Here is a 12,624-nt window from a genome sequence, read left to right as displayed (position 1 = left end):
GACGGGCTCACGACCCTCACAGCGTCAGCGCTCGCTTGTAGGAAGCACCTCCATGGGCTGCTGCTTCCACCACTTGGCCTGCAGGTCGAGAAAAACATCAATCTCCGTGTTTGCGTCCAGAAACTCACCGAGCTGCTGCACATGTGCGTTCAGTAATTGCGCAATACGTTTGTCATAGGACGATACGTCGACAAGGTCTTTCGGCCTGCCCTGCCAGTGCCGCAGCAGATAATCTTCATAGGCATGCAGCAACCGGCTGCGCACACTCTCTATAACGATCTCGGCCACGTCATGCTGGTCGATTGCGATTTCAGCCCGCCAGGCTTCATCTTCTCGGTTTAGAGCAGCCCCTCGCATAACGGCAAGCTGGCCAGGTGTAATGGCTGCCCCCATCAGCGTTTGAAACCCGACCGCCAGGTGTTCGTCCAGAACGTCCATAAAAGTGGCCTGAGACTGCAGGCTGGCAGTGAAGGCCTCGCTCCATTGGAACAGTCGCTGTTGCAAGTCATCGTTTTCGATCATGTCCAGACACCCGAGTCATTGAAGAGGCGCTACAAATTAGTGCCCTCAAGCGCGCGACAAGGGATAAATACTGCTTGGGTTCCTGTGCAAGCGCTGATCATCCTCCACTGCCTGTCCGGCCTGCTCTACAAACCCCCCGCACTCGCGTAAACTGCCAGCCTTCGCGCAGCCTCGGGCTGCCCCTGTCAGATTTACCAAAGGTGCCCGCCATGCCTTGGCTGCAAGTACGCCTGGCCATCAGCCCGGAACAAGCCGAAACCTACGAAGACGCCCTGCTCGAAGTAGGCGCCGTATCGGTCACGTTCATGGATGCCGAAGACCAGCCGATCTTCGAACCCGACCTCAACACCACCCCGCTGTGGTCGCACACTCACTTGCTGGCACTGTTCGAAGCCGACGCCGAGCCTGAAGCGGTGTTCGCCCACCTGCAATTGCTGACCGGCGCCGAACTGCCCGAGCACCAGGCCGAGGTAATCGAGGACCAGGACTGGGAACGCAGCTGGATGGACGGTTTCCAGCCGATGCGCTTCGGCCAGCGCCTGTGGATCGTGCCGAGCTGGCACGATGCCCCGGAAAAGGACGCAGTCAACCTGCTGCTCGACCCAGGCCTGGCCTTCGGCACCGGCACCCACCCGACCACCGCCCTGTGCCTGGAATGGCTCGACGGCCAGCAGTTGCAAGGCACCCAGGTGCTGGACTTCGGATGCGGCTCGGGCATTCTCGCCATCGCCGCCCTGCTGCTGGGCGCTCGCGAGGCCGTGGGTACCGACATCGACGTACAGGCCATCGAAGCCTCGCGTGACAACGCCCAGCGCAACGGCATCGCCGACGACAAGCTGGCGCTGTACCTGCCCGAGCACATGCCCGCCATGCAGGCCGACGTGCTGGTCGCCAATATCCTCGCGGGCCCGCTGGTTTCGCTGGCGCCGCAGCTGTCCGGCCTGGTTCGCCCAGGCGGCCTGCTGGCGCTGTCGGGCATCCTCGCCGAACAGGGTGAGGAAGTGGCCGCCGCCTACGCCGCCGACTTCGACCTGGACCCGATCGTCGTGCGCGACGGCTGGGTGCGCATCAGTGGTCGGCGCCGCTAAGCGGGCCTAGAATACTTCTCTGCACAGCTCCCGGATTGCCGCATGACCGACAGTTTCGTCACCCAGTGCCCGCATTGCCAGACCAGCTTTCGCGTCACCCATCACCAGTTGAGCGTGGCTCGCGGCGTCGTGCGCTGCGGGCACTGCCTGCAGGTGTTCAATGCAGCCAAGCAGTTGCTGGAGCAGAACCGTGCCGGGGCCAGCGTCGTCCCCGCAGCAGCACCGCCTGCGGTGGTCGAACCGGTCGCGGCGCCAGAACCGGTCGCCAGCGAGCCCACGCCGGTCGAGAAACAAGACTGGGCCATTACCGCCCAGGCGCTTGATGAGCTCGACCTGGACCAGGAGCTCGCCCGCTTGGAACGCCGTGGCGAGCCTGGCGAACCGCGCGCGGACGCCAAGGCCGATGCCTTGCAGGCCCGCCGCGACGAACCGGCTGCCGATGAGGCTGGCGACGAACTGTTCGGCACCGCTACCGACGACCGTCATGAGCCGCTTGCGGCCCACGAGCCGGCGCCGGTGCTGCTGGACGAGCGGCCACTGGAGCCCGAGCCTGGTGATCGTACCGAGCCGACCCTCGGTGGCAGCCTGGACCTCGACCTCGACGACGAACCGCCCGCGCAACGTGCTGCCGAGCCGGAACCTGCGCAGCAGTTCGACGAGACCGATGACGATGTCATCCACGAAAAGGGCCTGAGCGCCCGTAATGACGACGACACCGACCTCCATCTGTCGGCCCGCGATGACGACCCGCTCGAGCCAATGCCCGGCGAACGCCTGGAGCCCGGCTTTGCCGCCAAGCCCGAGCGCCCGTCGCGCAAGGAGCCGCTGGTCGACGTGGTCGACGACCCGCTGCAACTGGGTTGGGAGAAACCGCAGCCCAACTGGGGCAAGCGCCTGCTGTGGGGTTTCCTGACCCTGCTGGCTGCCGGCCTGCTGGCCTTCCAGTACGTGTGGTTCCACTTCGACGAGCTGGCCCGCCAGGACCAGTACCGGCCGATTTTCCTGCAAATGTGCCCGATGTTGGGCTGCGAAGTGCCTACCCGCGTCGATATCGGCCGGATCAAGAGCAGCAACCTGGTCGTGCGCAGCCACCCGGATTTCAAAGGTGCGCTCATCGTCGATGCGATCATCTACAACCGCGCACCGTTTGCCCAGCCGTTCCCGCTGCTGGAGCTGCGTTTCGCCGACCTCAATGGGCAACTGATTGCCAGCCGTCGCTTCAAACCTAGCGAGTACCTGTCGGGCGAACTGGCCGGGCGCGGTGAAATGCCCAGCCAGACACCGATCCACATCGCTCTGGATATTCTCGACCCAGGCCCGAAGGCCGTGAACTACAGCCTGAGTTTCCGCTCCCCCGAATGAACTGCAAGCTGCAAGCAACAGGCGGCAAGAACCCGATAGCCGGTCTGCCCCCTCTTGCAGCTTGAAGCGTGCGACTTGCAGCACAATGGCATAAGCCGGCAGCTGTACAGAATTTATCCAAATCCTTCTTTATCCGGTCACCGAGAGCGGGTATCATGCCAACCCTTTTTCGGACTCCAATGATTCGGCCCCACAACAGGGAACACCTATGTCGGCGGTACGCATCGGCCCATACACACTACGCAACAACCTGATCCTCGCGCCCATGGCCGGGGTCACGGACCAGCCTTTCCGAACACTTTGCAAGCGTCTGGGCGCAGGCATGGTGGTATCGGAGATGGTCAGCAGCGACATGAGCCTGTGGAACAGCCGCAAGTCCAGCCTGCGCCGCATCCATGAAGGTGATCCCGAGCCTCGCTCGGTGCAGATCGCCGGTGGTGATGCGCAGATGATGGCAGCAGCAGCCCGGGCCAACGTCGAGGCAGGCGCCCAGATCATCGATATCAACATGGGCTGCCCGGCAAAAAAAGTCTGCAACAAAGCTGCAGGCTCTGCTTTATTGAGAGATGAAGCTCTGGTCGCCGAAATCCTCCACGCCGTGGTCGGCGCGGTGGACGTTCCGGTGACGCTGAAAATCCGCACCGGCTGGGACCGGGCGAACAAGAACGGCCTGAACGTGGCGAAGATCGCCGAACAGGCCGGCATCCAGGCGCTGGCGGTGCATGGCCGTACACGCGCCGACCTGTACACCGGCGAAGCCGAATACGACACCATCGCTGCCATCAAGCAGGCGGTGTCGATCCCGGTTTTCGCCAATGGCGATATCACTTCGCCAGAAAAGGCCCGGGCGGTGCTGGATGCCACCGGGGTCGACGGCTTGCTGATTGGCCGGGCTGCCCAGGGGCGGCCATGGATCTTTCGCGAGATCGAACATTTTTTGGGGACTGGCCAGCATTTGCCGGCCCCGCAGTTAGACGAAGTGGAACGCATCCTGCTGGAGCACCTGGCCGCGCTGCATGCCTTCTATGGCGATGTGATGGGCGTACGTATCGCCCGCAAGCACGTGGGCTGGTACCTGGCAACACGACCCGGCGGCAAGGAGTTTCGCTCCCGGTTCAACGCTTTGGAAGACACACAAGCGCAGTGCGCCAACGTTCGCGAGTACTTCAGCGAACGTCGACAGAGCCTTGAGACAGAGGACGGACAAGGGGTGGCCGCATGACGATGATGACTGAGACATTAGTGAGTGGAACAACGCCCGTGAGCGACAACGCCAACCTCAAACAGCACCTCAACACGCCGAGCGAAGAGGGCCAGACCCTTCGCGACAGCGTCGAGAAGGCGCTGCACAACTACTTCGCACACCTGGAAGGCGCGACCGTCACCGACGTGTACAACCTGGTGCTCTCCGAAGTCGAGGCGCCCCTGCTCGAAAGCGTGATGAACTACGTGAAGGGCAACCAGACCAAGGCCAGTGAGATGCTCGGGCTCAACCGTGGCACCCTGCGCAAGAAGCTCAAGCAGTACGACTTGTTGTAAGCCAGAATCCCAATCAGAAAAGGCGGCCTCTGCGAAGAGACGCCTTTTTTGCTGACTCCACCGCGTTATTGGAACCCGAAATGACCGACCAGACTACCCGCCTGCCAGTCCGCCGCGCCCTGATCAGCGTCTCCGACAAGACCGGTATCCTCGAATTCGCCCGTGAGCTGCAACAGCTCGGTGTCGAGATCCTGTCCACCGGCGGCACCTACAAGCTGCTCAAGGACAACGGTGTGAACGCGGTGGAAGTGGCCGACTACACTGGCTTCGCCGAAATGATGGATGGCCGGGTCAAGACCCTGCACCCGAAGATCCACGGTGGCATCCTCGGCCGCCGCGGCACCGACGACGCCATCATGAACGAGCACGGCATCAAGCCGATCGACCTGGTTGCAGTCAACCTGTACCCGTTCGAAGCCACCATTTCCAAGCCGGGCTGTGACCTGCCGACCGCCATCGAGAATATCGACATCGGCGGCCCGACCATGGTCCGTTCGGCTGCCAAGAACCACAAGGATGTCGCCATCGTAGTCAACGCCAGCGACTACGCCGGCGTGCTGGAAGGCCTGAAGGCCGGTGGCCTGACCTACGCCCAGCGCTTCGACCTGATGCTCAAGGCGTTCGAGCACACTGCCGCCTACGACGGCATGATTGCCAACTACATGGGCACCATCGACCAGGCCAAAGAGACCCTTTCGACCTCCGCACGCAGCGAATTCCCACGCACCTTCAACAGCCAGTTCGTCAAGGCCCAGGAAATGCGCTACGGCGAGAACCCGCACCAGAGCGCGGCGTTCTACGTTGAAGCGAAGAAAGGCGAAGCCAGCATTTCCACCGCTGTCCAGCTGCAAGGCAAGGAACTGTCGTTCAACAACGTGGCCGACACCGACGCCGCGCTGGAGTGCGTGAAGAGCTTCGTCAAGCCGGCCTGCGTCATCGTCAAGCACGCCAACCCGTGCGGCGTCGCCGTTGTGCCTGAAGACGAAGGCGGCATCCGCAAGGCCTACGACCTGGCCTACGCCACCGACACCGAGTCCGCGTTCGGTGGCATCATCGCTTTCAACCGCGAACTGGACGGCGAAACCGCCCAGGCCATCGTCGACCGTCAGTTCGTCGAAGTGATCATCGCGCCGAAAATCTCCCAGGCTGCCCGCGACGTGGTGGCGGCCAAGCAGAACGTGCGTCTGCTGGAGTGCGGCGAGTGGCCAGCCGAGCGCGCTGCCGGTTGGGACTTCAAGCGCGTCAACGGTGGCCTGCTGGTGCAGAGCCGCGATATCGGCATGATCACCGCCGATGACCTGAAGATCGTCACCAAGCGTGCCCCGACCGAGCAAGAGATTCACGACCTGGTGTTTGCCTGGAAAGTGGCCAAGTTCGTCAAGTCCAACGCCATCGTCTACGCCAAGCAGCGCCAGACCATCGGCGTCGGCGCCGGCCAGATGAGCCGCGTCAACTCCGCTCGCATCGCTGCGATCAAGGCCGAGCATGCCGGCTTGCAAGTGCAAGGTGCGGTCATGGCTTCGGACGCGTTCTTCCCGTTCCGTGACGGTATCGACAATGCGGCTAAAGTGGGTATCAGCGCCGTGATCCAGCCGGGTGGCTCGATGCGTGATGCCGAGGTGATTGCTGCTGCTGATGAAGCCGGTATCGCCATGGTCTTCACCGGCATGCGCCACTTCCGCCACTAATTAAGCCGGTCGGGCGAACCTCGGCCCCCGGTAGGAGCGGCCTGGTGTCGCGAAAGGGCTGCGCAGCAGCCCCCCGGTTTTTGCAACACAGCAGAAATCCCGGGGCCGCTCTGCGGCCCTTTCGCGACACGAGGCCGCGCCTACACGGGGGCGAGGTTCACCGCCAAACAGAGGTTTTGACATGAAAGTTTTGATCATCGGCAGCGGCGGCCGCGAGCACGCCCTGGCCTGGAAAGTCGCCCAGGACCCACGCGTCGAGAAAGTCTTCGTTGCCCCGGGCAACGCCGGCACCGCCATCGAAGCCAAGTGCGAGAACGTCGCCATCGACGTCTGCGCTCTGGAGCAACTGGCTGACTTCGCCGAAAAGAACGTCGACCTGACCATCGTCGGCCCTGAAGCCCCCCTGGTGATCGGCGTGGTCGACCTGTTCCGCAGCCGCGGCCTGGACTGCTTCGGCCCGACCAAGGGCGCAGCCCAGCTGGAAGGCTCCAAGGCCTTCACCAAGGACTTCCTGGCGCGTCACAAGATCCCCACTGCCGACTACCAGAATTTCACCGAGATCGAGCCGGCCCTGGCCTACCTGCAGGAAAAAGGCGCACCGATCGTGATCAAGGCCGACGGCCTGGCTGCGGGCAAGGGCGTGATCGTCGCCATGACCCTGGAAGAAGCCGAAGCCGCCGTACGTGACATGCTGGCCGGCAACGCCTTTGGCGAAGCCGGTTCGCGCGTGGTCATCGAAGAATTCCTCGACGGCGAAGAAGCCAGCTTCATCGTCATGGTCGACGGCCACAACGTGCTGCCAATGGCCACCAGCCAGGACCACAAGCGCGTCGGCGACCAGGATACCGGCCCGAACACCGGCGGCATGGGCGCCTACTCGCCAGCCCCAGTGGTCACCCCGGACGTTCACCAGCGCGTGATGGACCAGGTGATCTGGCCGACCGTGCGTGGCATGGCCGAAGAAGGCAACGTCTATACCGGCTTCCTGTATGCCGGCCTGATGATCGACAAGGCGGGCAACCCCAAGGTCATCGAGTTCAACTGCCGTTTCGGCGACCCTGAAACCCAGCCGGTCATGCTGCGCCTGGAGTCGAGCCTGGTGCTGCTGGTCGAAGCCGCCTTCGCCAAGGCCCTGGACAAGGTCGAAGCGCAGTGGGACCCTCGCCCGAGCCTGGGCGTGGTGCTGGCTGCAGGCGGTTACCCGGGCGACTACGCCAAGGGTGACGTGATCAACGGCCTGGATGCTGCGGCCAAGATCGAAGGCAAGGTGTTCCATGCCGGCACTTCGCTCAAAGACGGCCAGGTCGTCACCAACGGCGGCCGCGTGCTCTGTGCCACCGCCATGGGTGCGAGCGTTGCCGATGCCCAGCAACAGGCTTACCGCCTGGCCAAGGAAGTGAGCTGGAACGGCAGTTTCTACCGCACCGACATCGGCTACCGGGCCATTGCCCGCGAGCGCGGTGAACACCAGCAGTAAGTTGTACCGGGTTGCCGCAGCACGCCAAGGCACTTTGCGCCTGCGGTATCCGGCTCGTCGACAGGGCCCTGCGGGGCCTTGCCTTCGGCTTGGCGCGCCGCGCATAGTTAGTATCTGGCATATCGGCTAGGAAGGGATCTCGTAGTGCGTCGGCTTCGGATTGCCACAGCTCTGATCGTCAGCTTGCTGACTTTGCTCTGCCTGTTCCCGGCTTCGGCCGAACAAGGCGGAGGCTGGTCCGTTCTGCTCGATGAACAGGCCAACCTGCAGTTGAGCGACGTGCGCTCCGACCGCTACCGCAGCCAGTTCAGCCCAACCACCCTTGCCGAGCTCGATGCCGCACCGGCCGAACAGGCCCTGTGGTTGCACTACCGCCTGGAACCGGGCGATCAAGAGCAACTGCTGCGCATCTTCGCCCCCGACCTGTCCCGCCTCGACCTCTATGCCCTGGATGGCGACAGGCTGCTGCGCCAACTGCACCATGGGCGCCAGGCCGGCAACGCCAGCCCGACCCTGCGCGGCAGCGACCACGTTTTACCCTTGCCCAACAGCCAGCATCCACTGGACATCTACCTGCGCCTGGTCTCGGAGCACCAACTGCGCCCGGCCATCAGCCTGGAGTCCGCAGCGGTAGCCGCGTCCGACCATAGCCAGCCATTGCTGTTCGGCATGCTGTTCGGCGGCTTGGTGATGCTCATCCTGCACAACCTGATCCGCTTCCTCTACACCCGCTCCAGCACCACCTTGTATCTGGCCCTGTATCACGGCCTGATGATGCTCAGCGGCCTGATCCTGCTCAACCTCAGCGGCCCTTGGTGGCACCTGTGGCACAGCGCACAAACCCCGGCCGCCTACCTGACCCTGGTGCTGGCAGGGCTGTCGGGGCTGTATTTCACCCAGCATTTCTTCTCACCCTGCAACTCACCGCGGCTCAACCGCCTGCTGCAGGGCGAGATGCTGGTCGCGGCGGTCAGCGGGCTGATCCTGCTGTTCGTCGACACCCTGCCACTCAACCTGATGACCTATGCCCTGCTGGCCATCGGCAGCGTGACCATGCTGCTGGCCAGCAGCTACCACTGGTACAAGGGCTATGCGCCTGCACGGCTGTTCACCATCGCCATGCTGGTGTTCAACCTTGGCGGCCTGGTGCTGCTGCCCGCCCTGCTCGGCCTGACTCGTGCCTCGACGCCCTGGCTGCTGTGCATCCTTCTGGGCATGACCGTGGCCAGTGGCCTGCTGCTCAACCTGGCCGTCAGTGAGCGCCTGCGGCGCATGAGCGAAGAACGCTTCAGCGCCAGCCGTGCCCTGGCTGCCAGCGACGCCGAGATCAACGCCAAGGCGGAGTTCCTGGCAAAGATCAGCCACGAAATCCGCACCCCCATGAACGGCGTGCTGGGCATGACCGAGCTGCTGCTCGGCACTCCGCTGTCGGTCAAGCAACGCGACTATGTACAGACCATCCACAGTGCCGGCAACGAGCTGCTGACACTGATCAACGAGATTCTCGACATCTCCAAGCTCGAATCCCGGCAGATCGAACTGGATGACGTGCAATTCGACCTCAACGCCCTGATCGAAGACTGCCTGAACATTTTCCGCGCCAAGGCCGAGCAGCAGAACATCGAGCTGATCAGTTTCACCCAGCCGCAAGTGCCGCGGGTCATCAGTGGCGACCCGACACGCCTGCGCCAGGCGCTGTCGAGCCTGCTGGAAAATGCCCTCAAGAACACCTCGCAGGGCGAGATCCTGCTGGTGGTGGCACTGGACCAGCGTGGCGAAATCCCCCGCCTGCGCATCGCCGTGCAGGACAGTGGCGAGCCGCTGCCAGCAGCCGAGCGCGAAGCCCTGCTGCAGGCCGAACTGCATAGCCACCACTTCCTCTCCAGCAACAAGCTCGGCGGCCACCTTGGGCTGGTTATCGCCAAGCAGCTGATCGGCCTGATGCAAGGTGAGTTCGGCATCAAGAGCAGTACCAGCATGGGCAACACCCTGTGGCTGACCTTGCCGCTCGACCCGTCACGCCTTGAGCAGCCGCCGGCAGACCTCGACGGCCCACTGCGCGACGCCCGGGTGCTGGTGGTGGACGACAACGACACCTGTCGCAAGGTGCTGGTGCAGCAGTGCAGCGCCTGGGGCATGAATGTCAGTGCGGTGCCGTCCGGCAAGGAAGCATTGGCCCTGCTGCGCACCAAGGCGCACCTGCGCGACTACTTCGACGCCGTGTTGCTCGACCAGAACATGCCCGGCATGACCGGCATGCAGTTGGCGGCCAAGATCAAGGAAGACCCGAGCCTGAACCACGACATCCTGGTGGTGATGCTCACCGGCATCAGTAACGCGCCCAGCAAGGTCATCGCGCGCAATGCCGGGGTCAAGCGCATTCTCGCCAAGCCGGTGGCCGGCTATACGCTGAAGACCACCCTGGCCGAAGAACTGGCTCAGCGCGGCCGCGAGCAGGCCGTCCCGGCGCCGCTGCCCGGCGCACCTGGTGTGCTTGAGTTGCCGAACGACTTCCGCGTACTGGTGGCCGAAGACAACAGCATCTCGACCAAGGTCATCCGCGGCATGCTTGGCAAGCTCAACCTGGAGCCCGATACCGCCAGCAACGGCGAGGAGGCCTTGCAGGCGATGAAGGCGCAGCGTTACGACCTGGTGCTGATGGACTGCGAAATGCCGGTGCTGGACGGTTTCTCCGCGACCCAGCAGCTGCGTGCCTGGGAAACCAGCAACCAGCGCCAACGCACCCCGGTGGTGGCGCTCACCGCGCATATACTGGCAGAGCACAAGGAACGCGCGCGGCTGGCCGGCATGGACGGGCACATGGCCAAGCCGGTGGAGCTGTCGCAGTTGCGCGAGTTGATCCAGTACTGGGCCAACCAACGCGAAGCCAAGGCAGACCCTGCGCACACCTAGTGATCAAACCGGTCGCTCAGTGTAGGAGCGGCCTTGTGTCGCGAAAGGGGTGCGTAGCGGTACCAGGTTTTCAGCTTCGCTGCCGAAATTGCCGGGGCCGCTCTGCGGCCCTTTCGCGACACAAGGCCGCTCCTACACACAACCCTTATCCCTCAAGGATCATCCCATGCTCCATGAGTTGTTCAGTGTCTACCTGAAGATGCTGGTGCTCTACAGCCCGTTCTTCGTGCTGTCGTGCTTTATCAGCCTGACGCGCGGTCATTCCAGCAAAGAGCGCAAACAACTGGCCTGGAAGGTCGCCTTCGCCGCCCTGGTGGCCAGCGTGCTGCTCTATCTGTTCGGGCGGGTGATCTTCGGCATCTTCGGGATCACTGCCGACGCCTTCCGAATCGGTGCCGGCAGCGTGCTGTTCATCTCGGCGTTGGGCATGGCCCAGGGCAAACCGGCCGTGCAGGCCGATAACGTGCAGCAGGACGTGACCATCGTGCCGCTGACCATTCCGCTCACCGTGGGCCCCGGCACCATTGGTGCACTGCTGGTCATGGGCGTGGGCCAGCCACACTGGGACGAAAAGCTGCTGGCCATCGTCAGCATCGCGCTGGCCAGCTTTACCGTAGGCCTGGTGCTGTACCTCTCGCACAGCATCGAAAAACTGCTCGGTGACCAGGGCCTGCAAATCGTCAGCCGTCTGATGGGGCTGTTCGTCTGCGCCCTGGCGGCGCAGATCATCTTCACCGGGATCAAGGGCTACCTGGTGCCCTAGAGCTGGATATCGAGAATCTGCTGATGCGCTGCCGAACTAACGCCCGCTAGTATTTTTAGCTTGAATTGCTCACGGAACAGCCGCAAGTTGAAACGGATCAATTCGGTACTCTGCCCTGTCAGCGTCATGCCCAAATCACCTTTGACGAAGAGGAAGTGCTGGGTGGATTCCAGTGCAAGCAACTGCATCTGGTACAACACCATTTCGTAGTAGTCCCCCGAGCGACGCACACAAGGCATCAGCTGAAACTGTATCGTGTTGTTTTCCCTCATTCGGGTTTCAACCCGCCCCATCAGTTCACGGTCCTTTTGCAGGCCCAGCACAAAGCGTTCGGCTTCTTGCAGGTGCTCGGGCGAGCCCACCTGCCCGATCTGCTGCAATGTCATCTCGATGACCTGCTGACGCAAAGCAACTGGCTGTTGGAACAGCGGTGGTGGCGTGGCATCCCAGCCAAGGAATTGCAGCTTGCGTCGGTAATTGTTGAACCAGTCGGGGTTCAGGCCCTCAGTCTTTTCCTGAGTGGCCACGGCATGTGCGAAGCGGATCACCAGCAGAATGTCTTCACGGGCCTCGCTATCGACATTTGCGGCGAACGGCAGGAGGCTGGTTTCGACAGCCTTGCCACAGGCCATTGCTGAGCTCGAATCAGTCATGGGCAGACGTCCTTGAAGCGCAAGTCGGCTTGGACGGTGTCAGCCAGGGCGACACCCCCCTGCGTTGAGGGTCAAAGGTCGATTTCAGCCAGAATCTGGCGTGCAGCGCTATTGAGCTTCTGGTCGATCAAATCACGTGCACCTTCATACTGTCGCTTGCTGAAGCTCAACGCTGCGGCACAGGCGTAAGTCACAGTGCCCTTGTGCTCCCACCTGCCCAGTAGCGTTTCACCTTTGCGGTTGGGCAGTTCATCGCTCTGTAATGCACAAACCAGCATGACCACTTCCCCGCCAGCTGATTGGGAGCATTTGCATACGCTGATACTTACCCGATCATCTTCGCGGCTTCGGATATCCAGCAACTTGATGGTCTCGGCATCTTTCAACGCCTCCACAATCGCCCCGCCAAGGTCCTTGATGCTTTGCTTGATATCACCGGTAGACGCACCATACGCCGCCTGCAGCCCCTGCCCCAGCAGGTTGCTCATTTCCACGTATGCCCCGGTTTCAGTGACCTTGTTCACTTCATACTTTAGGGTGGTCCAACCGGTTGCCCCCATGATCCTCAGGTACTCATCGAACCAGGCTTCGGTCTGCCGGGTCGGGTGTTGCTTTTTGT

At 62.7% G+C, this 12,624-nt stretch carries 11 protein-coding genes; 8 read left to right on the top strand and 3 right to left on the bottom strand.

The genetic code is table 11. The annotated features are described in order from the left end of the window. Nucleotides 1-24 precede the first annotated feature (24 nt). A complete protein-coding gene (locus tag H040_RS13305; RefSeq protein WP_027920814.1) occupies nucleotides 25-522 on the bottom strand; it encodes a hypothetical protein in 498 nt (165 codons plus the stop codon). A gap of 209 nt (nucleotides 523-731) precedes the next feature. Between H040_RS13305 and prmA the strand changes: the two genes are divergently transcribed. The 8 genes from prmA to H040_RS13260 all read left to right on the top strand — a co-directional run bounded on the left by prmA (nucleotide 732) and on the right by H040_RS13260 (nucleotide 11,352). Continuing rightward, nucleotides 732-1,610 carry a 50S ribosomal protein L11 methyltransferase gene (prmA, locus tag H040_RS13300; RefSeq protein ID WP_027920813.1) on the top strand — a complete coding sequence of 293 codons (879 nt, stop codon included), beginning with the start codon at nucleotides 732-734 and terminating at the stop codon, nucleotides 1,608-1,610. A 42-nt stretch (nucleotides 1,611-1,652) separates the two neighbouring features. Next, nucleotides 1,653-2,972, top strand: coding sequence for a DUF3426 domain-containing protein (locus tag H040_RS13295; RefSeq protein WP_027920812.1), 1,320 nt, complete (start codon nucleotides 1,653-1,655; stop codon nucleotides 2,970-2,972). A 208-nt stretch (nucleotides 2,973-3,180) separates the two neighbouring features. After that, on the top strand, nucleotides 3,181-4,194 hold the full coding sequence (dusB, locus tag H040_RS13290) for a tRNA dihydrouridine synthase DusB (protein WP_027920811.1): 1,014 nt from the start codon (nucleotides 3,181-3,183) through the stop codon (nucleotides 4,192-4,194). Further along, nucleotides 4,191-4,511: a DNA-binding transcriptional regulator Fis gene (gene fis / locus H040_RS13285; RefSeq protein WP_008093076.1), complete on the top strand. Its 321-nt coding sequence runs from the start codon at nucleotides 4,191-4,193 to the stop codon at nucleotides 4,509-4,511. Before dusB ends, fis begins: the two co-directional genes overlap by 4 nt. Nucleotides 4,512-4,591: 80 nt before the next feature. Further along, nucleotides 4,592-6,199, top strand: coding sequence for a bifunctional phosphoribosylaminoimidazolecarboxamide formyltransferase/IMP cyclohydrolase (purH, locus tag H040_RS13280; protein WP_027920810.1), 1,608 nt, complete (start codon nucleotides 4,592-4,594; stop codon nucleotides 6,197-6,199). A 181-nt stretch (nucleotides 6,200-6,380) separates the two neighbouring features. Then, a complete protein-coding gene (gene purD / locus H040_RS13275) occupies nucleotides 6,381-7,676 on the top strand; it encodes a phosphoribosylamine--glycine ligase (protein WP_027920809.1) in 1,296 nt (431 codons plus the stop codon). 144 nt (nucleotides 7,677-7,820) lie between these two features. Further along, complete coding sequence (locus H040_RS13270) at nucleotides 7,821-10,589, top strand: hybrid sensor histidine kinase/response regulator (RefSeq protein WP_027920808.1); 2,769 nt, start codon at nucleotides 7,821-7,823, stop codon at nucleotides 10,587-10,589. Nucleotides 10,590-10,755: 166 nt separating this feature from the next. Continuing rightward, nucleotides 10,756-11,352 (top strand): MarC family protein, encoded by a 597-nt coding sequence (locus tag H040_RS13260; protein ID WP_027920807.1) that lies wholly within the window; start codon nucleotides 10,756-10,758, stop codon nucleotides 11,350-11,352. On the opposite strand, the gene H040_RS13255 is transcribed toward H040_RS13260, so the two are convergent. Next, nucleotides 11,349-12,005 (bottom strand): hypothetical protein, encoded by a 657-nt coding sequence (locus tag H040_RS13255; protein ID WP_143512519.1) that lies wholly within the window; start codon nucleotides 12,003-12,005, stop codon nucleotides 11,349-11,351. The two genes, H040_RS13260 and H040_RS13255, sit on opposite strands and share 4 nt — an antisense overlap. Nucleotides 12,006-12,076: 71 nt before the next feature. Further along, entirely contained in the window at nucleotides 12,077-12,529 is a 453-nt protein-coding gene (locus H040_RS13250) for a hypothetical protein (protein WP_155954359.1), read from the bottom strand. Between the last annotated feature and the right edge of the window lie 95 nt (nucleotides 12,530-12,624).

The organism is Pseudomonas sp. URMO17WK12:I7, from assembly GCF_003269045.1.
GTDB classification, from domain to species: domain Bacteria; phylum Pseudomonadota; class Gammaproteobacteria; order Pseudomonadales; family Pseudomonadaceae; genus Aquipseudomonas; species Aquipseudomonas putida_J.
The sequence above is the reverse complement of the archived record's forward strand: the minus strand, read 5'-3'. Positions and strand labels throughout refer to the sequence as shown.